The organism is Pseudomonas sp. TMW 2.1634 (genome assembly GCF_001703595.1).
In the GTDB taxonomy this organism is placed as follows: domain Bacteria; phylum Pseudomonadota; class Gammaproteobacteria; order Pseudomonadales; family Pseudomonadaceae; genus Aquipseudomonas; species Aquipseudomonas fragi.
The window spans coordinates 3,611,938-3,631,112 of sequence record NZ_CP016849.1 but is presented as its reverse complement, the minus strand read 5'-3'; the positions used below and the strand labels follow the sequence as shown (position 1 = coordinate 3,631,112).

20 protein-coding genes are annotated in these 19,175 nt (G+C 60.0%); 11 read left to right on the top strand and 9 right to left on the bottom strand.

Annotation, left to right across the window (positions count from 1 at the left end; genetic code table 11):
* Positions 1-285 precede the first annotated feature (285 nt).
* From BFC21_RS17115 to BFC21_RS17085, 7 genes are all read left to right on the top strand, one after another.
* Positions 286-1,947, top strand: a complete 1,662-nt coding sequence (locus BFC21_RS17115; protein WP_088378466.1) for an OFA family MFS transporter — start codon at positions 286-288, stop codon at positions 1,945-1,947.
* Positions 1,948-2,161: 214 nt separating this feature from the next.
* Positions 2,162-2,755: an imidazoleglycerol-phosphate dehydratase HisB gene (gene hisB, locus BFC21_RS17110; protein ID WP_016783108.1), complete on the top strand. Its 594-nt coding sequence runs from the start codon at positions 2,162-2,164 to the stop codon at positions 2,753-2,755.
* Positions 2,755-3,393, top strand: a complete 639-nt coding sequence (hisH, locus tag BFC21_RS17105) for an imidazole glycerol phosphate synthase subunit HisH (RefSeq protein WP_088378465.1) — start codon at positions 2,755-2,757, stop codon at positions 3,391-3,393. Before hisB ends, hisH begins: the two co-directional genes overlap by 1 nt.
* The gene (locus BFC21_RS17100) at positions 3,393-3,650 is read left to right on the top strand and encodes a DUF2164 domain-containing protein (protein ID WP_016783110.1); all 258 of its coding nucleotides are present in this window, start codon (positions 3,393-3,395) and stop codon (positions 3,648-3,650) included. Before hisH ends, BFC21_RS17100 begins: the two co-directional genes overlap by 1 nt.
* Before the next feature lie 39 nt (positions 3,651-3,689).
* On the top strand, positions 3,690-4,427 hold the full coding sequence (gene hisA, locus BFC21_RS17095) for a 1-(5-phosphoribosyl)-5-[(5-phosphoribosylamino)methylideneamino]imidazole-4-carboxamide isomerase (RefSeq protein ID WP_088378464.1): 738 nt from the start codon (positions 3,690-3,692) through the stop codon (positions 4,425-4,427).
* A 10-nt stretch (positions 4,428-4,437) separates the two neighbouring features.
* A complete protein-coding gene (gene hisF, locus BFC21_RS17090) occupies positions 4,438-5,208 on the top strand; it encodes an imidazole glycerol phosphate synthase subunit HisF (RefSeq protein ID WP_003438568.1) in 771 nt (256 codons plus the stop codon).
* 72 nt (positions 5,209-5,280) lie between these two features.
* On the top strand, positions 5,281-6,036 hold the full coding sequence (locus BFC21_RS17085) for an ABC transporter substrate-binding protein (RefSeq protein ID WP_083369680.1): 756 nt from the start codon (positions 5,281-5,283) through the stop codon (positions 6,034-6,036).
* 131 nt (positions 6,037-6,167) lie between these two features.
* Here BFC21_RS17085 and BFC21_RS17080 read toward each other — a convergent pair whose 3' ends face one another.
* The 4 genes from BFC21_RS17080 to gpmI all read right to left on the bottom strand — a co-directional run bounded on the left by BFC21_RS17080 (position 6,168) and on the right by gpmI (position 11,321).
* On the bottom strand, positions 6,168-6,950 hold the full coding sequence (locus tag BFC21_RS17080; RefSeq protein WP_095004361.1) for a divergent polysaccharide deacetylase family protein: 783 nt from the start codon (positions 6,948-6,950) through the stop codon (positions 6,168-6,170).
* A 1-nt stretch (position 6,951) separates the two neighbouring features.
* Positions 6,952-8,268, bottom strand: coding sequence for a S41 family peptidase (locus BFC21_RS17075; protein WP_016783114.1), 1,317 nt, complete (start codon positions 8,266-8,268; stop codon positions 6,952-6,954).
* A 35-nt stretch (positions 8,269-8,303) separates the two neighbouring features.
* Positions 8,304-9,590: a murein hydrolase activator EnvC gene (locus BFC21_RS17070; RefSeq protein ID WP_088378462.1), complete on the bottom strand. Its 1,287-nt coding sequence runs from the start codon at positions 9,588-9,590 to the stop codon at positions 8,304-8,306.
* Between the two features lie 195 nt (positions 9,591-9,785).
* Complete coding sequence (gpmI, locus tag BFC21_RS17065; protein WP_088378461.1) at positions 9,786-11,321, bottom strand: 2,3-bisphosphoglycerate-independent phosphoglycerate mutase; 1,536 nt, start codon at positions 11,319-11,321, stop codon at positions 9,786-9,788.
* A 148-nt stretch (positions 11,322-11,469) separates the two neighbouring features.
* Between gpmI and BFC21_RS17060 the strand changes: the two genes are divergently transcribed.
* Genes BFC21_RS17060 through secB form a run of 3 tightly spaced genes read left to right on the top strand, consistent with a single transcriptional unit; the run spans position 11,470 to position 12,667 of the window.
* A complete protein-coding gene (locus BFC21_RS17060) occupies positions 11,470-11,883 on the top strand; it encodes a rhodanese-like domain-containing protein (RefSeq protein WP_086799305.1) in 414 nt (137 codons plus the stop codon).
* A gap of 2 nt (positions 11,884-11,885) precedes the next feature.
* Positions 11,886-12,140, top strand: a complete 255-nt coding sequence (gene grxC / locus BFC21_RS17055; protein WP_088378460.1) for a glutaredoxin 3 — start codon at positions 11,886-11,888, stop codon at positions 12,138-12,140.
* A 41-nt stretch (positions 12,141-12,181) separates the two neighbouring features.
* Positions 12,182-12,667 (top strand): protein-export chaperone SecB, encoded by a 486-nt coding sequence (gene secB / locus BFC21_RS17050; RefSeq protein ID WP_003438592.1) that lies wholly within the window; start codon positions 12,182-12,184, stop codon positions 12,665-12,667.
* Between the two features lie 146 nt (positions 12,668-12,813).
* Here secB and trmL read toward each other — a convergent pair whose 3' ends face one another.
* Positions 12,814-13,269: a tRNA (uridine(34)/cytosine(34)/5-carboxymethylaminomethyluridine(34)-2'-O)-methyltransferase TrmL gene (gene trmL, locus BFC21_RS17045; RefSeq protein WP_016783119.1), complete on the bottom strand. Its 456-nt coding sequence runs from the start codon at positions 13,267-13,269 to the stop codon at positions 12,814-12,816.
* Here trmL and BFC21_RS17040 point away from each other — a divergent pair.
* Positions 13,268-13,705, top strand: coding sequence for a hypothetical protein (locus tag BFC21_RS17040; protein ID WP_088378459.1), 438 nt, complete (start codon positions 13,268-13,270; stop codon positions 13,703-13,705). The two genes, trmL and BFC21_RS17040, sit on opposite strands and share 2 nt — an antisense overlap.
* A gap of 340 nt (positions 13,706-14,045) precedes the next feature.
* Here BFC21_RS17040 and ntrC read toward each other — a convergent pair whose 3' ends face one another.
* The 4 genes from ntrC to glnA form a co-directional block, all read right to left on the bottom strand.
* Positions 14,046-15,479 (bottom strand): nitrogen regulation protein NR(I), encoded by a 1,434-nt coding sequence (ntrC, locus tag BFC21_RS17035; RefSeq protein ID WP_088378458.1) that lies wholly within the window; start codon positions 15,477-15,479, stop codon positions 14,046-14,048.
* Positions 15,476-16,561 (bottom strand): nitrogen regulation protein NR(II), encoded by a 1,086-nt coding sequence (gene glnL, locus BFC21_RS17030; protein ID WP_088378457.1) that lies wholly within the window; start codon positions 16,559-16,561, stop codon positions 15,476-15,478. The genes ntrC and glnL overlap by 4 nt, the downstream gene beginning before the upstream one ends.
* Before the next feature lie 422 nt (positions 16,562-16,983).
* Positions 16,984-17,400: a cupin domain-containing protein gene (locus BFC21_RS17025; RefSeq protein ID WP_088378456.1), complete on the bottom strand. Its 417-nt coding sequence runs from the start codon at positions 17,398-17,400 to the stop codon at positions 16,984-16,986.
* A gap of 172 nt (positions 17,401-17,572) precedes the next feature.
* Positions 17,573-18,979 (bottom strand): glutamate--ammonia ligase, encoded by a 1,407-nt coding sequence (glnA, locus tag BFC21_RS17020; RefSeq protein ID WP_016783124.1) that lies wholly within the window; start codon positions 18,977-18,979, stop codon positions 17,573-17,575.
* Positions 18,980-19,175: the final 196 nt, after the last annotated feature.

Genomic DNA, 19,175 nt, shown 5'->3' with positions numbered 1-19,175 from the left:
GTCCTTGTAGGTCTGTGTGAAGGTAAGTTTTAAATTCAGCCGCAGAGTATAGCGCCACGCGCACGCCGACTGGGGGGTGGATAGTAGCGGATCAGTTGCTCGGCCAAAGACCACATCAGGTTAGGACCAGGCCTGCGCTCAAATGGTAATCTTCGTCTGTTTTTCGGGCCTTCTGCGGCGAAATGCCGCGTCTTTACCCAATAAAAACGGCTGTGTGCCCAAGGGCGCCAAAGTCAGGGGTCGAGTGTGTCCGGGGAATCACTTCATTACCTGGGGGAAATAACCATGACTAGCAGCAACGCTGCAGGCAGTCCTGCTCTACAGCCTGCGTTCCTGTCCAAGGAGCGCATCATTGCCAAACCCGGCTTCAACCGCTGGCTGGTGCCACCCGCTGCACTGGCCATCCACCTGTGCATCGGCATGGCCTATGGCTTCTCGGTGTTTTGGCTGCCGTTATCCAAAGCCCTGGGCGTGACTGCGCCCGTGGCCTGCGCACCGGACATGGGCTTTATCGCGCAAGTGTTCTCGTCGCAATGCGACTGGCCGATTTCGATGCTCGGCTGGATCTACACCCTGTTTTTCATCTTCCTGGGTTGCTCTGCAGCCGTGTGGGGTGGCTGGCTTGAGCACGCCGGGCCGCGCAAGGCCGGTGTGGTGTCGGCGTTGTGCTGGTGCGGCGGGTTGCTGATTTCCGCATTGGGTATTTATACCCACCAGATCTGGTTGATGTGGCTGGGCTCGGGGGTTATCGGCGGTATTGGCCTGGGGCTGGGCTATATCTCGCCGGTGTCGACACTGATCAAGTGGTTCCCGGACAAGCGCGGCATGGCTACGGGCATGGCGATCATGGGCTTTGGTGGTGGGGCAATGGTGGGGGCGCCGTTGGCTGCAGCACTGATGAACCATTTTGCCGGGCCTGACGGTGTGGGCGTGTGGCAGAGCTTTGTGGCAATGGCGGCGATTTACTTCGTGTTCATGATCGGCGGCGCACTGTCCTACCGCGTGCCACCGACCGGCTGGAAACCCGAGGGCTGGAAGGCACCGGCAAAAAAAGCGGCCAACGCCATGATCACCCAGCGCCATGTACACGTCAGCGTGGCCTGGAAAACCCCGCAGTTTGCGCTGGTGTGGCTGGTGTTGTGCCTTAACGTTTCGGCCGGTATCGGCATCCTGGGCATGGCCTCGCCACTGTTGCAGGAAGTGTTCGCGGGCAAGTTGCTGGGCAATGACCTCACCTTCAGCCAGCTGGATGCCGCGCAATTGGCGCAGATCGCCGCGATTGCCGCGGGGTTCACCGGTTTGCTGAGCCTGTTCAACATTGGCGGGCGATTCTTCTGGGCGTCGTTCTCGGATTACCTGGGGCGCAAAAACACCTACTTTGTGTTCTTCGCACTGGGTTTTGCGCTGTACGCGATGATTCCCAACCTGGGTCATCTGGGCAACGTGTCGCTGTTCGTGGCGGCGTTCTGCATCATCCTGTCGATGTACGGCGGCGGGTTCGCCACGGTGCCGGCGTATCTGGCCGACCTGTTCGGTACGCAAATGGTCGGTGCGATCCACGGTCGCCTGTTGACGGCCTGGGCCGCTGCGGGCGTGCTGGGGCCGGTGCTGGTCAACTACCTGCGCGAGTATCAGCTGAGCATTGGGGTTGAGCGTGCGGCGGCGTATGACATCACCTTGTACATCCTCGCGGGGCTGCTGGTGCTGGGCTTTATCTGCAACCTGCTGGTGCGCCCGGTGGCCGACAAATACTTCATGACCGACGCCGAGCTGGCCGCCGAACAGGCGCTGGGGCACGACAAGGGCGCCGACGCCAGCACATCGCTGGAGTGGAAAGCCGCGCCGGGCAGCCGGCCATTGGTGATCGCCGCCTGGCTGGCCGTGGGCATTCCCTTGCTGTGGGGCGTGTGGGTGACGGTGCAGAAGACGGCGGTGTTGTTTCACTGAGTGACGTGTTGAGTCTGCGCTGACGCCATCGCGTGCAAGCCCGCTCCCACAGACGGATTGCGTCTCTGTGGGAGCGGGCTTGCTCGCGATTCAGGCGGTGCGGCCTGTGAGCCAACGCGCATTACGTCAGCCGCCTCACCCTTAATGTTTCTGTTTGCCTGACCCGTGCCTATAATGGCCACCTTTTTCGCCCAATGATTTTGCGGAGCTGGTGATGGCCGAACGTAAGGCGTCAGTCGAGCGCGATACTCTGGAAACCCAGATTAAAGCCTCGATCAACTTGGATGGTACCGGTAAGGCCCGATTCGATATCGGTGTTCCTTTTCTTGAGCATATGCTCGACCAGATCGCCCGACATGGGCTGATCGACCTGGACATCGAGTGCAAAGGCGACCTGCATATCGACGATCACCATACCGTCGAGGATGTCGGCATTACCCTGGGTAAAGCCTTCAGCGAAGCCGTCGGCGACAAAAAAGGCATGACCCGCTACGGCCACGCTTATGTCCCGCTGGATGAAGCGCTGTCCCGTGTAGTCATCGACTTTTCCGGTCGTCCGGGTCTGCAAATGCATGTTCCCTACACCCGCGCCACCGTAGGCGGCTTCGACGTTGACCTGTTCCAGGAGTTCTTCCAGGGCTTCGTCAACCACGCCAACGTCAGCCTGCACATCGACAACCTGCGCGGCACCAACACCCACCACCAGATCGAAACCGTGTTCAAGGCTTTCGGCCGCGCCCTGCGCATGGCTGTTGCACTGGATGAGCGCATGGCCGGGCAAATGCCTTCTACCAAGGGCGTGCTCTGATGCAGACAGTGGCGGTAATCGATTACGGCATGGGTAACCTGCACTCGGTGGCCAAGGCGCTGGAACACGTTGGCGCCGGCCGGGTGCTGATTACCAGCGATGCCAGCGTGATTCGCGAAGCCGACCGCGTGGTGTTTCCGGGTGTGGGCGCGATTCGCGACTGCATGGCGGAAATCCGTCGCCTGGGCTTCGACGCGCTGGTGCGCGAAGTCAGCCAGGATCGTCCGTTTCTCGGTATTTGTGTCGGCATGCAAGCCTTGCTCGACAGCAGCGAAGAGAACGGCGGCGTTGATTGCATCGGCCTGTTCCCGGGCGCCGTGAAGTTTTTCGGCAAGGACCTGCACGAAGACGGCGAGCACCTCAAGGTGCCGCACATGGGCTGGAACGAAGTGCAGCAAAAAGTCGATCACCCGCTGTGGCACGGCATCCCCGACCTGGCGCGTTTCTACTTTGTACACAGCTACTACATTGCGGCGGGCAATCCTCGCCAGGTAGTCGGTGGCGGGCATTACGGCGTTGATTTCGCCGCAGCGCTGGCCGAGGGCTCGCGCTTCGCGGTGCAGTTCCACCCGGAAAAAAGCCATACCCACGGCTTGCAGCTGCTGGAAAACTTCGCGGCCTGGGATGGCCGCTGGTAATGGCGCCGCGCAAGAAGCCGCCGATTCTCACGCTCACCCCCGAGCAAGAGAGCGAAGCCAACAGCAAGATCAAACGCTTTATGGAAGACCGCTTCGAACTGGACCTGGGTTCGTTCGAGGCGGCTGAAATCCTTGAGCTGTTCACCCGCGAAATCGCCCCGCATTACTACAATCGGGCGATTTTCGATGTGCAAGCGCACCTCAAAGAGAGGTTCGAGAGCATCGAAAGCGATCTGTGGGCGCTCGAGAAGAACTGATTTCCGAGTCTCAGACTCCCGAATTTGAAGGTTTGCCACATGCTGATTATTCCCGCTATCGATCTTAAAGACGGTGCCTGTGTACGTCTGCGCCAGGGCCGTATGGAAGACTCCACGGTGTTTTCCGATGACCCGGTGAGCATGGCTGCCAAATGGGTGGAGGGCGGTTGCCGCCGTCTGCACCTGGTCGACCTGAACGGCGCCTTTGAAGGCCAGCCGGTCAACGGCGAAGTGGTCACCGCCATTGCCAAGCTGTACCCGCACCTGCCGATCCAGATCGGCGGCGGGATTCGCTCCCTGGAAACCATCGAGCATTACGTCAAGGCGGGCGTGAGCTATGTGATCCTGGGTACCAAGGCAGTGAAAAACCCTGAGTTCGTGGCCGAAGCCTGCCGCGCATTCCCGGGCAAGATCATTGTCGGTATGGATGCCAAAGACGGCTTCGTGGCCACCGACGGTTGGGCTGAAGTCAGCACCGTGCAGGTCATCGACCTGGCCAAGCGGTTTGAAGCGGACGGCGTGTCGGCCATCGTTTACACCGACATTGCCAAAGACGGCATGATGCAGGGCTGTAACGTGAGCTATACCGCTGCGTTGGCTGCTGCTACCAGCATCCCGGTGATCGCTTCGGGTGGCATCCACAACCTGGGTGATATCAAGGCCCTGATGGATGCCAAGGCCCCGGGCATCGTCGGCGCCATCACCGGCCGTGCCATCTACGAAGGCACGCTGGATGTTGCCGAGGCGCAAGCCTTCTGCGACAGCTACAAGGCCTGAGGAGAGACCCATGGCGCTGGCCAAACGCATCATCCCTTGCCTGGACGTGGATAACGGCCGCGTCGTCAAGGGCGTCAAGTTCGAGAACATTCGCGATGCCGGCGACCCGGTGGAAATCGCCCGTCGCTACGACGAACAGGGTGCTGACGAGATTACCTTTCTCGATATCACCGCCAGCGTCGATGGTCGCGACACCACGCTCCATACCGTCGAGCGCATGGCCAGCCAGGTGTTTATCCCGCTGACCGTGGGCGGCGGCGTGCGCTGCATCCAGGACATCCGCAACCTGCTCAATGCCGGGGCCGACAAGGTTTCGATCAATACTGCCGCGGTGTTCAACCCCGAGTTCGTGGGCGAGGCTGCGCAGCATTTCGGTTCGCAATGCATCGTGGTTGCCATTGATGCCAAGAAAGTCTCCTTGCCGGGCGAAACCCCGCGCTGGGAGATTTTCACCCACGGCGGGCGCAAGCCTACAGGGCTCGACGCGGTCGAGTGGGCCATGAAGATGGAAGGCCTGGGCGCTGGCGAGATCTTGCTGACCAGCATGGATCAAGACGGCATGAAAAGTGGCTTCGATCTGGGCGTGACCCGTGCCATCAGCGATGCGCTGGGCATTCCGGTGATTGCCTCGGGTGGCGTGGGCAACTTGCAGCACCTGGCTGACGGCATCCTTGAAGGTCACGCCAGTGCGGTACTGGCAGCGAGTATTTTCCACTTCGGCGAATACACTGTGCCAGAGGCCAAGGCGTACATGGCCGAGCGCGGAATCGTCGTCCGTTAAGGCCAAAGGCTACTGGACAGCATGGCGTGCCCACGGCACTCTTGAGCACGCCATGGATTCAGGTCGCCTGTCATGTTCAAACGCTTTTTGCCTGTTCTCGTCAGTTCCACGATGTGGCTGGCGAGCACCGCTTTTGCGGCCGATACGTCGAACCCGTCGATCGTATTGCTGACTGAAAACTTCCCGCCCTACAACATGGCCAAAAACGGCAAGAATTTTGCGCAAAACGACAATATTGAAGGCATCGCCGTCGATATCCTGCGTGAAACCTTTAAACGTGCCGACATCTCCTACAGCATGACCCTGCGTTTCCCTTGGGAGCGTATCTATCACCTGGCCCTTGAAAACCCCGGCTACGGCGTATTCGTCACGGCCCGCGTGCCCGAGCGTGAAAAACTGTTCAAGTGGGTAGGGCCCATCGGCCCGGACGACTGGGTGTTGCTGGCCCGAGGGGATAGCCCGATTACCCTGACGTCCCTTGAGCAGGCCCGCCAGTATCGGGTGGGGGCTTACAAGGGCGACGCCATTGCCCTGTCCCTTGAGAAGCAGGGGCTGGCGCCGGTGATCGTGTTGCGTGATCAGGACAACGCCCGCAAGTTGCAGGCCGGGCAAATCGACCTGTGGGCCACGGGGGCGCCGGCCGGGCAGTTTTTGGCGCGGCAAGTGGGGATTTCCGGGTTCAAGACGGTGTTGCGCTTTCATCAGGCCGAGTTGTATCTGGCGCTGAACAAGGATGTGCCTGACGAGTTGGTGAGCAAGTTGCAGAAGGCGCTGGATCAGCTAAGGGCTGAGGGCGTGCTACAGAAGATCAGCGCGAAGTACCTGTAACCCCAGGTACTGCCTAACCTGTGGGAGCGGGCTTGCCCGCGATGGTATCCCCCCGGTTTGCCTGACAGACCGCATGCCTGCATCGCAGGCAAGCCAGCTCCCACAAGAGCCAGCAGGTGCGTATCCCGTTTTCAGCGGTAAACCCCGTCCTTCCCATGCCCGGCCATCGCCTTGTTGCTGCGTACGCCGATCATCTGCCTGATATCGATCCAGTCAATGCCCTGGGCCTTGAGCCTGGGCAGCTCGCGTTCGAGCACAGCGAGGGTTTGCGGATAGGGGTGGCCGATCATCACTGCCGAACCCTGCTTGTGCGCCAACTTGATCGCGGTTTGCAGCTGTGTGGTGATCGCCTGCTCGGTGCGCACGTCATCGAGAAACACATCCCGTGAAACACTGGCCAGGCCGATCTTTTGTGCTTCGGCTGCGGCGACCGTCTGCGCGCTGGTGCGGCTGTCGACAAAGAACTTATGGCGCTGCTGCAAATTGCCCATTAGCCAGGCCATCGCTTGCGGCTGGGAGGTCATGCGGCTGCCCATATGGTTGTTGATGCCGCTGGTGTAGGGCACAGCCTTGAACGCTGCATCCAGGCGTTTTGCCAGTTCGTCGAGCGGCAAGTCCGGGTGCCAGGCAAAAGGCCCGGTGGCCGGGTCCATCGGCATATGCAAGATCACGATCTTGCCGGCCTTGTGGGCTTCACGGGCAAATTCGGCGGCATGGGGGGTATCGGGCATCACGGCGGTGGTGACCGGGCCGGGCAGGGCCAGCACGCGGCGGTCCCGGGGCAGGTTTTGCCCCAGGTCATCGATGATCAGGCTCAAGTAAGCCTTGTGCGGTGTGGCGGGCGCGCTGGCCGGTGCCGCGTGGGCGGCACCGGTCAGGCAGCAGAGCAGGGCGAGGGCCGGGAAAAGACGCACCTCAGTTGCCGCGAGTGATGCTCAAGCCTTTAAGCAGGCTCAGGGCCTGGCTCAGCTGGAAGTCATCGTCCTGGGGCATTGGCTTGGCTTTGGGGCCGGAGCCGGTCGGTTTGTCGGCACCGCCGTTGCCATTGCCGAGGTGACCTTGCAGGTCGGCCTCCTTGTAGTACTCGGTGTCTTGCTCGCGGGTGATCTTGGCGCGGCTGACTTCGATGTCCGGCACGATGCCCTGGGCCTGGATCGAGCGCCCGTTCGGAGTGAAGTACAGCGCCGTGGTGATCTTCAGCGCGCGGTCATTGTTCAGTGGCAGTACGGTTTGCACCGAGCCTTTGCCGAAGCTGGTAGTGCCCATCACCACGCCGCGTTTCTGATCCTGCAAGGCACCGGCGACGATCTCGGACGCCGAGGCGCTGCCGCCGTTGATCAGCACCACCAATGGCACGCCTTCGCTCAGGTCCTTGCCGGTGGCCGAGAAACGCAGCTCGGAGTTGGCAATGCGGCCCTTGGTGTAGACGATCAGCCCCTTGGTGATGAAATGGTCTACCACTTCAACTGCCGACTGCAGCACGCCACCCGGGTTGTTGCGCAGGTCGAGGATGATGCCCTTGAGGCGTTTATTGCCGTTTTCGCGGCGTAGTTTGGACAGTGCTGCGGCCACTTCTTCGCCGGTCTTGACCTGGAACTGGGTAATACGGATATAGCCGTAGCCATCTTCAAGCAGCTGGGCCTTGACGCTCTTGACCTGGATATTGGCGCGGGTCAGGGTCACGTCGAAAGGCGTGCCGCCGTTGCGCACCAGGGTCAGGGTGATTTTCTGGCCGATCTTGCCGCGCATTTTGTCCACGGCTTCGGTCATGCTCAGGCCGCGAGTGGGCTGGCCATTGATCTTGACGATAAAGTCACCGGCCTGGATGCCGGCCTTGCTGGCAGGGGTGTCGTCGATCGGCGAGACGATTTTGATGTTGCCGTCTTCAGTGCCGACCTCAATACCCAACCCGCCGAACTCGCCGCTGGTGCTTTCCTGCAGCTCGGCGAAATCTTCCGGCCCCAGGTAGGCAGAGTGCGGGTCGAGGTTGCTGAGCATGCCCTTGATGGCATTCTCCAGCAGGGTTTTGTCGTCTACCGGCTCAACATAGGCGGCCTTGATCCGATCCATGACCTCGGCAAATGTGCGCAGCTCTTCCAGAGGCAGCGGTGCCTTGGCGCTGGTAGCAGCCCCGGCTGGCGGAATGCTCGGCTCGGCAGCAAATGCCAATGGCGAGCCGATCAGCAGAGCGATCGTCAGGGCCAGCGAGTTGAGGCGGGACAAATGCGGCATGTTGAGCGAACTCCTACGTATTAAAGGTGATGGACTCATCCCTGAGTGCGACACCATTGTGCAGGGTCGCTTGGGCGTCCCTGCTGACGAATAGCAAAATACAGTGCTGGCGTGGCCTGACCACCGCTGTTGCCCACGGTGGAAATCACCTCGCCGGCTTTTACAACGTCGCCGGCAGACTTGAGCAACGTTTGATTGTGGCCATACAAGCTTAAGAAACCATTACCGTGGTCCAGAATCACCAGTTGGCCTGCACCGCGCAGCCAGTCGGCAAACACCACGCGACCACCGTGTACGGCGTGTACCTGGGTGCCGGCACCGGCACTGATCATCACGCCGTCCCACTTGGTGCGCGAGTCGTCGCCACGGGTTTCACCGAAGCGTGCAAGCAGTCGACCATCAACCGGCCACGGAAGTTTGCCCCGGGCTTGAGAAAAAGCACCGCCGTAGGACGCACCTGCGCTGGAGACCAATGGCCCCGGCGTGGATTGCACCGGTTTGCGCGGGGCGTCGGTGGCCATCGAGGCCGCCTCGCGCTGGCGTCTTTTCTCGGCTTCCTGTTGCGCAATCAGGGCTTTTTGTCGTGCCTGTTCGGCTTCGCGGGCCTGGCGGGCGAGCGTTTCTTCGATGGTCTTGAGGACTTTAGCCAGATCGGCCTGATCTTGCTCGCGAGCCTGCAGCTTCTGGTCGCGGTCCTTGACGTCGGTATTGAGCTTGGCCAGGACTTGCTGACGCTCTGCACGCACCTTGTCGAGCTCGGCGCGCTGGGTGTCCAGGCTGCTTTTCTGGGTCAGCAGTTGCGCTTGCTGCAAGTTGATATCGGCTTCGACATTGGCCAACTGGCGCAGGGTTTCGTTAAACCCCTTGAGCTGGGCCAGGCGGGCTTCGCTCAGGTAATCGTAATAGGTGAGCGTTCGGGCGAACTTCTCGGGGTTTTGCTGGTTGAGCAGCATCTTCAGGTATTCCTGACGCCCGCCCTGATAGGCGGCACGGGCCTGAATGGCGATCAGGCGTTGCTGTTCAAGTTTTGCGCTGTGGAGTTTTTTTTTCTCGCTATCTAGGCGCAGCAGCTCGCCTTCACTCTTTTTTAGTTCTTGTTGCAGGGCTTCTACCTGCTTCTCCAGCTTGCCGATTTCGGTTTCGGTGCCGCGCAGGTCTTTCTGCACGCCGGATTTTTCTTCCTGGAGCTTGCCCAGGAGCTTTTTCAGCTCGCTGATATCCTGGCGCGTAGCATCCAGCTGCTGTTGGGTTTGCGCGCGCTCGTCGGCAAACGCCGGTTGGAGCAGGCATGCGAGGGTCAGGGCTATAAGGGCGCGAAGCATGGGGCGGGCGACACCTGGGGAACGGGACGGCCTAGTATGCCCGCCCTCGTCACCTATAAGAAATGGATGAAGGTGAAATTGTAGCCGTTGATCCTGTGGGAGCGGGCTTGCTCGCGATAGCATCACCACACAATGCCTGATGCACCGCGTCGCCGGTATCGCGAGCAAGCCCGCTCCCACAGGCATTGCATTGTTTTATGCGTCAACCAGAATCGATTTGCCGGTCATCTCTTGCGGCTGAGGCAGGCCCAGCAGCTTGAGCATGGTCGGCGCCACGTCGGCCAGTACGCCGCCTTCGCGAACCTTGAGCGCACGCTTGCCCACATAGATGAACGGTACGGGTTCGCAGGTGTGGGCGGTGTGTGCCTGGCCTGTGGACTCGTCTTCCATTTGCTCGACGTTGCCGTGGTCAGCGGTGATCAGGGCTTCGCCACCAACCTTGTCCAGCGCTTCAACGATACGGCCCACGCAGGCATCCAGGCACTCAACCGCTTTGACGGCGGCGTCGAATACACCACTGTGGCCGACCATGTCGCCGTTGGCGTAATTGACCACAATCACGTCATAACGCTGGTTTTCGATGGCGTCGACGATATGGTCGGTGACTTCGGGGGCGCTCATTTCCGGCTGCAGGTCGTAGGTGGCGACTTTCGGCGACGGCACCAGAATGCGCTCTTCGCCCGGGAACGGTTCTTCACGCCCGCCCGAGAAGAAGAAGGTCACATGGGCGTATTTTTCGGTTTCGGCGATGCGCAGCTGGGTTTTGCCGTTTTTGGCCAGGTAATCGCCCAGTACGTTTTCCAGGCTGCCGGGGGCAAATGCGCTGGGTGCCGGGATGCTGGCGGCGTATTGGGTCAGCATCACGAAACCGGCCAGCTTTGGCTGACGGGCGCGGGCGAAGGCATTGAAGTCGTCTTCGACGAACACGCGGGTCAGTTCGCGGGCGCGGTCGGCACGGAAGTTCATGAAGACCACGGCGTCGCCGTCTTCAACCTTCACGGGCTCGCCGATGGTGGTGGCCTTGACGAACTCGTCGCTTTCGCCACGCTCGTAGGCCGCTTCCAGGCCTTGTTGGGCGGTGGCGGCGTTGAACTCGCCCTTGCCGTCGACGATCAGGTTGTACGCCTGCTCTACGCGGTCCCAGCGATTATCGCGGTCCATTGCGAAGTAACGGCCAATCAGGCTGGCGATACGGCCCTTGCCCAGGTCCTTGAACGCCTCGTCCAGCAGCTCAATGGACGAAGCCGCGCTTTTTGGCGGGGTATCGCGGCCATCGAGGAAGGCGTGCAGGTAGATTTTTTCTGCGCCGCGTTTAAAGGCCAGCTCGGCCATTGCGATCAGGTGATCCTGATGGCTGTGAACACCGCCATCGGACAGCAAGCCCAGGATATGCACGGCCTTGCCTGCACCCACGGCTTTGTCGACCGCGGCACAAATGGTCGGGTTTTCAAAGAACTCGCCATCGCGGATGGATTTGGTGACACGGGTGAAATCCTGATACACCACGCGGCCGGCGCCCAGGTTCATGTGGCCGACCTCGGAGTTGCCCATCTGGCCGTCAGGCAGACCGACATCCATGCCCGAACCCGAGATCAGGCCGTTCGGCATGCTCGCGCAAAGACGATCCAGCACCGGTTTCTTGGCCGAATAAACGGCGTTGTATTCGTGACTTTCACTGTGACCGAAGCCATCCAGGATGATCAGGACCAAAGGTTTAGGCGTGGTAGTCATAGATCCCACTCGTGGCTGGTTTATAAGAAGGTATGCAGAGGACGCGCAGTTTAAAGCGAAGTTCATGTGGCGTCACCGCCGGGCGGGGTTTGGCCGACCAAGGTGGCTGTGTATACTGGCCCACATTTTACGACCCTGGAACCTTCTGATGGTTGAGCACCTGATTGCATTTGCGACTTCTCACTACCTGCTTGTAGGCGCGTTTGTCATCCTGCTGGCGCTGTTGATCGCCCACGAGATGAGCCGTGGCGGGCGCAGCATCAGCACGGGCGAACTGACGGGCCTGGTCAATCGCGACGAAGGTGTGGTGATTGATATTCGCCCGGCCAAGGATTTTGCCGCCGGCCACATCGTGGGTGCTATTAATATCCCGCAAGACAAACTGATGGCGCGCATTGCCGAGCTGGACAAGCACAAGGGCAAGACCATCATTCTGGTTGACGCTGCCGGCCAGCACTCGGGCGGCCATGCCCGTGAGCTGCTCAAGGCTGGCTACAATGCGGCCAAGCTGTCTGGCGGCATTTCCAGCTGGCGCGCCGACAACCTGCCAGTGGTGAAGTAAGCATGTCCAAGGTCATCGTTTACTCCAGCGACTACTGCCCTTACTGCATGCGGGCCAAGGCCCTGCTTGAGAACAAGAGTGTTGCCTTCGAAGAAATCAAGGTCGACGGCAAGCCACAGGTACGCGCCGAGATGGCGCAGAAGGCCGGTCGCACGTCGGTCCCGCAAATCTGGATCGGTGACAAGCATGTTGGCGGATGCGATGACCTGTTTGCTCTTGAGCGCGCAGGTAAATTGGATGCGCTGCTGAACGTCTGACTCTCATTCTCTATAAGCCCCAAGATCAACAAGGATCTGTGATGACTGACCAACAGAACACCGCTGCTGTTAGCGATGAAGACACCGCTCCACAATTCTCCCTGCAGCGCATCTACGTGCGTGACCTGTCGTTCGAAGCGCCAAAAAGCCCGGCGATCTTCCGTCAGCAGTGGGAACCGAGCGTTGGCCTGGACCTGAACACCCGTCAAAAGCCGCTGGAAGGCGACTTCCACGAAGTGGTTCTGACCCTGTCGGTTACCGTTAAAAACGGCGACGAAGTGGCGTTTATTGCTGAAGTGCAACAGGCTGGCATCTTCCTGATCAAAAACCTTGATCCAGCGTCGATGAACCACACCCTGGGCGCGTTCTGCCCGAACATCCTGTTCCCGTATGCCCGTGAAACCCTGGACAGCCTGGTAACTCGCGGCTCGTTCCCGGCGTTGATGCTGGCTCCGGTGAACTTCGATGCCCTGTACGCGCAAGAATTGCAGCGCATGCAGGAAGAAGGCAGCCCGACTGTTCAATAAACAGACGATTGCCACAAAAAAAGCGCCTTAAGGGCGCTTTTTTTGTGTGTGGGAGCGGGCTTGCTCGCGATGGAATCGCTGCAGTGCAACAGGTACACCGCGTAGCCTGCATCGCGGGCAAGCCCGCTCCCACAGGCGTGGTGTGGTTACTTGAACCCTTGCTGGCGCCAGGCTTCGTACACGGCGACCGCCACGGTGTTGGACAGGTTCAGGCTGCGGCAGCCTTCGCGCATGGGCAGGCGCAGGCGGTGATCGCCGTCCAGGGCGTCGAGCACTTCAGGCGGCAAGCCACGGCTTTCAGGGCCGAAGAGAAAGGCATCGCCCTCGGCAAACTGCACGTCGTGAAACGGCTTCGAGCCTTTGGTGGTGAAGGCAAACAGGCGCGGATGGCCCAGGCTTTCAAGGCAACTGGCCAGGTCGGCATGCCGCTTGAGTGGCGCATACTCGTGATAATCGAGCCCGGCCCGGCGCAAGCGCTTGTCGTCCAGCTCAAAACCGATAGGCTCGATCAAATGCAGGTGGCAGCCGCTGTTGGCGCACAGCCTGATAATGTTGCCGGTATTCGGCGGAATTTCTGGTTGAAAAAGGATGACGTGAAACATGCACGGCTCCGAACTTAAAGATGGGCAGCATTCTACGCCTGAAGAGGACCCGCGACCGAAACTATGGCCACGGGTTTTGGGTTCTTTGGTGATAGTGGGCGTGATGGTGGGGATGATGATCGGTCGTTTGACCGCGCCAACCCCGGTTGAGCTGCAACAGGTGGACGTGCTGCCCGGTGGCCTGGTGGTGTGGTTCAGCGCCGAGCCCAAGCTGCATGGCGAGTTGGTCGACGGCACGCTGGGGTTGTTGTTCGATGCCAAGGGCAAGGTGCAGAACGGCCAGTTGGTGTTTAACGGCAAGAGCGTGAATTGGCGGCTGCGTGATACAGATGGCGGGTTGCTGCTGACCCTGGTGGCGGCCCGTGCCTTGCAGGGCGATTGGGCCGGGGCGCCGCAGGATGGGCGCTGGCGGTTGCAGGTGAACCTGCGAGAGTAATAAAAGAGGGAATTCCAGCCTGCCTGTACCGGGTTCCCCAAAAGCGTTGTGCGCGTTGATGCAAAAGGCATCAAGGCTGCGAGTGTAAAAGTGGGGAGTCTTGACCTGCCTGTATCAAGGTCCCCTAAACCGGTGTTGCGTGTAATAGGTATTGCAGGGCGCGTGCCAGTTTTTGTTTTTTTCTGAAAATTGCTTCTTGAGTACGCAAAAGCCCCGGAATCCGGGGCTATTGTTTGGGGGCTGATTTTGTTTCCGGGTTTGGCGCAAACCCTTGGGCTAGAGCTGTGCACGATATTGGGGCAGGTTGCTTGAGGGTGGTGCGGTCAGATCAAAAGCGCCCTCAGGCCTCGTCGCCCTCATCCTCGTCGCCATCGATCTTCATGCCCAGTTCCTTGATCTTGCGGGTCAAGGTGTTGCGGCCCCAGCCCAGCAGCACCGCAGCGTCGCGGCGACGGCCCGCCGTATGCTTGAGCGCGGTTTCGATCATGATCCGCTCAAAGGTGGGTACGGCACTGTCGAGCAGGTTCGACTGGCCACGGCCCAGCGCCTGGTCAGCCCACTGGCGCAGCGCCTGCTCCCAGTTGGTCACGGGGGAGGCGTCCTGTTGCAGGTTCAGCAGCTCCGGGGGCAGGTCACCGATATGTACTTCGCGACCCGATGCCATCACCGTGATCCAGCGGCAGGTGTTCTCCAGCTGGCGCACATTGCCCGGCCACGGCAGGTTTTTCAGGTATTGCTCGGTCTCGGCCTTGAGCAGCTTGGGCTCCACGGACAGCTCTTGCGCAGCGCTGCTGAGGAAATGCCGGGCCAGGGTCGGGATATCTTCGCGACGGTCCGACAGGCGCGGGATATGGATGCGGATCACGTTCAGGCGGTGAAACAGGTCTTCACGAAACTTGCCGGCTTGCACCAGGGTTTCCAGGTTCTGGTGCGTGGCGGCGATGATGCGTACGTCAACCTTGACCGGCGTGTGCCCGCCAACCCGGTAGAACTCGCCATCGGCCAGCACCCGCAGCAGGCGGGTCTGGGTATCGGCCGGCATGTCGCCGATTTCATCGAGGAACAAAGTGCCGCCATCGGCCTGTTCAAAACGGCCGCGGCGCAGGTTCGCAGCGCCGGTGAAAGCGCCTTTTTCATGGCCGAACAGCTCGGATTCCATCAGGTCCTTGGGGATCGCTGCCATGTTCAACGCGATAAACGGCGATGCGGCGCGCGGGCTGTGGCGGTGCAGGGCGTGGGCCACCAGCTCTTTGCCCGTGCCTGACTCGCCGTTGATCAGCACCGTGATGTTGGAGTGGCTCAGGCGGCCAATGGCCCGAAACACCTCTTGCATGGCCGGCGCTTCGCCGATGATTTCCGGAGTGGGGGCCAGCGTTGGCGCCACGGCCAGGCCTTGTTGTTCCTGGGCGTGCTGGTTGGCGCGCTTGACCAGGGACACGGCGTCATCAACATCAAACGGCTTGGGCAGGTACTCGAACGCACCGCCCTGGTAGGACGCCACTGCGCTGTCCAGGTCGGAATGAGCCGTCATGATGATCACCGGCAGGCGCGGGTGCTGCTCGCGGATTTTGGCGAGCAGGTCCAGGCCGCTGGAGCCCGGCATGCGGATATCGGAAATAATCACGTCAGGCTGCTGGCGAGCCAGTCGGCTCATGACCCCATCGGCACTGTCGAAACTTTGTGTGGTCATGCCTTCCTGTTGCAAGGCTTTTTCCAGGACCCAGCGGATTGAACGGTCGTCGTCGACGATCCACACGGTTTCACTTCGGCTCATGTCGATGCGGCTCCTTGTTCCAGTGGTAGAAAGATCGAGAAGAGTGTGTGGCCGGGGTGGCTTTCACACTCGATCAACCCCTGGTGCTGACTGATGATGTTTTGCGTGATGGCCAGGCCCAGCCCGGTACCGTCCGGGCGGCCGCTGACCATCGGAAAAAACAGGGTGTCTTGCAGCTCGGCGGGTATGCCCGGGCCGTTGTCGATAATTTCGATTTTGGTGACCAGCCGGTGGCGTATATGGCCAATGGTGAACTGACGCATGGCGCGGGTACGCAGGCTGATGCGACCCAGGCGCAGCTCGTTCTGGCTGCCGATGGCCTGCATCGCGTTGCGTACGATATTGAGTACTGCCTGGATCATTTGTTCGCGGTCGATCAGCAGGTCGGGCAGGCTCGGGTCATAGTCACGCACCAACGTGATGCTGCCCTGGGTCTCGGCCTCGACCAGGTTGCACACGCGTTCAAGCACTTCGTGGACGTTGGTCATGGCCAGCGACGGCAGTTTGTTGGAACCCAGCATGCGGTCGACCAGGTTACGCAGGCGGTCAGCTTCTTCGATGATGACGTTGGTGTAGTCGCGCAGGTTTTCGTCGGGCAGTTGGCGGGCCAGCAACTGTGCCGCGCCGCGAATGCCGCCCAACGGGTTCTTGATTTCGTGGGCCAGGCCGCGCACCAGCATCTTGCTGGTTTCCTGCTTGGACAGCTGGGCTTCTTCTTTGGTGATGCGCAGCAGGCGGTCACGGGGGTGGACTTCAAGCAGCAGCAGGGTGCCGCCATTACTCAAAATGGGCGTTACGGCGTAATCCACCGTCAGGTTTTGGCCCGTCAGCGAGGTCAGCATGGCTTCGCGCTTGGTAAACGGGTGTGCTTGCTCAACCGCCTGGCGCAGCGAGTGCAGTGCCTCGGTGGACTCAGTGAACAGCTCGCTGATGAATTGCCCGTGACTGCGTTGACCGCTGATCGCCAGCAGCATCTCTGCCGCCGGGTTCATGTACTCAAGGCGCAGGTCGGCATTGAGTAGAAGCGTTGCGGTGGTCAGGTTGTCGAGTAACAGTCGGTGCAGGGCGTCACTGATGGTCATGGGCCGATCCCGGATTGCGTGCGCGGGTGAAGCGCTGGTGCAAGGAAAATGCAAAAACCAAACCAAGGCTCCGAAAAGAAGCGTCGCCCCCCTGAAATAGGCGTTTACAACTTGAGCGCATATCGCTGCAATCCGGCTTGCGAGTGTTTTTGAACCAAATTGGGCTGGTTAATGCACTATCAAACTATAGTTGCACCAATATAGTGCAATTTAGATGAATGGATTCAGTTGCTTGAAAAAGGCCTTGGGATTGTTGCTATTGCCGCAGCCGGGCGTCTGTAGCAGCTGCCGAAGGCTGCGTTCGAGCGCGCAGCGGTCGCAAACCCTGAGTGCGCGATTGCACAGAGACACCGCAATTTCTGATGTGGCGACCGCTTCGCGCTCGGACGCAGCCTCCGGCAGCTGCTACGGGCCTTGCGTGGTTAATGGGACAGGGGCATGCCAGGTGTGCCGGCATAGAACACGATCAGTTCAACCGGGGCCTTGCCGCTGGTACCGCGATGGGAGGTGTTGACCATCTCGGGCAGCGCCTGGCCAGGCCCAAGTGTGGTTTTGTGCAGGCCGTCTTCGGTTTCAACCGTCAGTTCGCCAGCCACCACATAGGCGATATTAGGCATGGGGTGCGTGTGCCATTTCAGTGCGGTGCTGGCCGGAAGGGTGATTTTGACCACGGTGAATTCCGGCTTGCCGTCCGGCCAGGTGTAAGGGGTGCCAATCCACGATTGCCCGGTCTTGAGCAGTTGCTCGACCTTAACCGCAGTGGGTGGGCTGGCGCAGCCCAGCAGAAGCAGGCAGGCGCACGACAACAGCAGGGCTTTGAGGGTGAGTAGGGGGTGCATGTCAGTCTCCAGTGGTGAGGGCCATAAACTACCCATCACCCAATCAGGTGGCTGTCAGGGACTGACACGAATCCAGAAGCTCTGATCCGATGCTTGCGTAAGACGACGCCCACAAAAAAGCCTCCCGAAGGAGGCTTTTTCGAATCACGCCGCTTGCGCGGGCGTCACCGGATTAGCAGCTGTAGTACAGCTCGTATTCCAGTGGGTGCACGAAGGTACGAACCTGGATTTCTTCTTCGCTTTTCAGGGCGATGTACGCGTCGATGAAGTCGTCGCTGAAAACGCCGCCTTTGGTCAGGAACGCACGGCCCTTGTCCAGCTCTTCCAGGGCTTCTTTCAGGCTGCCGCAAACTTGTGGGATCTCTTTGGCCTCTTCAGGTGGCAGGTCATACAGGTTTTTGTCAGCTGCGTCGCCAGGGTGGATCTTGTTCTGGATACCGTCCAGACCAGCCATCATCAGTGCTGCGAAGCACAGGTACGGGTTGGCTGCCGGGTCCGGGAAACGTGCTTCGATACGGCGAGCTTTAGGGCTGGACACGTAAGGAATACGGATCGAAGCCGAACGGTTGCGAGCCGAGTAGGCCAGCATGACCGGTGCTTCGAAACCTGGTACCAGACGCTTGTAGGAGTTGGTAGCCGGGTTGGTGAAGCCGTTCAGGGCCTTACCGTGCTTGATGATACCGCCGATGAAGTACAGGGCAGTGTCGGACAGGCCGGCATAGCCTTCGCCTGCGAAGGTGTTCTTGCCATCTTTGGAGATGGACATGTGAACGTGCATACCCGAGCCGTTGTCGCCGTACAGAGGCTTTGGCATGAAGGTAGCGGTGCGGCCGTAGGCGTCTGCCACGTTGTGTACGCAGTACTTCAGGGTCTGAACTTCGTCAGCCTTTTTCACCAGGGTGTTGAACTGCACGCCGATTTCGTTCTGGCCAGCAGTTGCCACTTCGTGGTGGTGAACTTCGATAACCAGGCCCATTTCTTCCATGGCGTTGCACATGGAGGTACGGATTTCGTGGTCATGGTCGAATGGCGGAACCGGGAAATAGCCGCCCTTGACGCCAGGACGGTGGCCTTTGTTGCCGCCTTCCACGTCCTGGTCGGACATCCACGAACCTTGTTCGGAGTAGATCTTGAACATCGAACCGGAGATGTCGGACTTGAACTTCACCTGGTCGAAGATGAAGAACTCTGGCTCCGGGCCAACGAAAACGGTGTCGCCGATACCGGTGGACTTCAGGTATTCCTCGGCACGGGTAGCGATGGCGCGTGGGTCGCGGTCATAGCCCTGCATGGTCGAAGGTTCGATGATGTCGCACACCAGGATCAGCGTAGGCTGTTCGGTGAACGGGTCCAGAACGGCCGTGCTGTCGTCTGGCAGCAGGATCATGTCGGACGCTTCGATGCCTTTCCAGCCAGCGATGGAGGAGCCGTCGAACATTTTGCCGTCGGTGAAGAAGTTTTCATCCAGCGCATCACGGGCCGGCATGGTCACGTGGTGCTGAGTGCCTTTGGTATCAGTGAAGCGCAGATCAATCCACTTGACGTCATGATCTTTGATGAGTTGAACCGACTTCGACATAGTGTCCTCCGGGGTGGCTTAGGGCGGGTAGTGGAATGCCCTTAATAAGTGGTTGATGCCGGCGCGAATACTCTGCCAAGGCAACCTGCCTCACAAGGGAGCAAATTGCATGCCAGTGCCCCGACTTGGGCGTAATGCGCCAATCTCAAGCAGGTAAGCGGGGCAGACTACCGATTAGCGGCGTTTATCGCACTCA

What these genes read in the sequence shown, in the direction of transcription:
- BFC21_RS17025 (WP_088378456.1), bottom strand. Translation starts at nt 17,400, where the DNA reads ATGCACCCCCTACTCACCCTCAAAGCCCTGCTGTTGTCGTGCGCCTGC.
- grxC (WP_088378460.1), top strand. Translation starts at nt 11,886, where the DNA reads ATGTCCAAGGTCATCGTTTACTCCAGCGACTACTGCCCTTACTGCATG.
- hisF (WP_003438568.1), top strand. Translation starts at nt 4,438, where the DNA reads ATGGCGCTGGCCAAACGCATCATCCCTTGCCTGGACGTGGATAACGGC.
- hisB (WP_016783108.1), top strand. Translation starts at nt 2,162, where the DNA reads ATGGCCGAACGTAAGGCGTCAGTCGAGCGCGATACTCTGGAAACCCAG.
- BFC21_RS17070 (WP_088378462.1), bottom strand. Translation starts at nt 9,590, where the DNA reads ATGCTTCGCGCCCTTATAGCCCTGACCCTCGCATGCCTGCTCCAACCG.
- BFC21_RS17100 (WP_016783110.1), top strand. Translation starts at nt 3,393, where the DNA reads ATGGCGCCGCGCAAGAAGCCGCCGATTCTCACGCTCACCCCCGAGCAA.
- ntrC (WP_088378458.1), bottom strand. Translation starts at nt 15,479, where the DNA reads ATGAGCCGAAGTGAAACCGTGTGGATCGTCGACGACGACCGTTCAATC.
- secB (WP_003438592.1), top strand. Translation starts at nt 12,182, where the DNA reads ATGACTGACCAACAGAACACCGCTGCTGTTAGCGATGAAGACACCGCT.
- gpmI (WP_088378461.1), bottom strand. Translation starts at nt 11,321, where the DNA reads ATGACTACCACGCCTAAACCTTTGGTCCTGATCATCCTGGATGGCTTC.
- BFC21_RS17075 (WP_016783114.1), bottom strand. Translation starts at nt 8,268, where the DNA reads ATGCCGCATTTGTCCCGCCTCAACTCGCTGGCCCTGACGATCGCTCTG.
- BFC21_RS17085 (WP_083369680.1), top strand. Translation starts at nt 5,281, where the DNA reads ATGTTCAAACGCTTTTTGCCTGTTCTCGTCAGTTCCACGATGTGGCTG.
- trmL (WP_016783119.1), bottom strand. Translation starts at nt 13,269, where the DNA reads ATGTTTCACGTCATCCTTTTTCAACCAGAAATTCCGCCGAATACCGGC.
- glnA (WP_016783124.1), bottom strand. Translation starts at nt 18,979, where the DNA reads ATGTCGAAGTCGGTTCAACTCATCAAAGATCATGACGTCAAGTGGATT.
- hisH (WP_088378465.1), top strand. Translation starts at nt 2,755, where the DNA reads ATGCAGACAGTGGCGGTAATCGATTACGGCATGGGTAACCTGCACTCG.
- BFC21_RS17060 (WP_086799305.1), top strand. Translation starts at nt 11,470, where the DNA reads ATGGTTGAGCACCTGATTGCATTTGCGACTTCTCACTACCTGCTTGTA.
- BFC21_RS17115 (WP_088378466.1), top strand. Translation starts at nt 286, where the DNA reads ATGACTAGCAGCAACGCTGCAGGCAGTCCTGCTCTACAGCCTGCGTTC.
- glnL (WP_088378457.1), bottom strand. Translation starts at nt 16,561, where the DNA reads ATGACCATCAGTGACGCCCTGCACCGACTGTTACTCGACAACCTGACC.
- hisA (WP_088378464.1), top strand. Translation starts at nt 3,690, where the DNA reads ATGCTGATTATTCCCGCTATCGATCTTAAAGACGGTGCCTGTGTACGT.
- BFC21_RS17040 (WP_088378459.1), top strand. Translation starts at nt 13,268, where the DNA reads ATGCACGGCTCCGAACTTAAAGATGGGCAGCATTCTACGCCTGAAGAG.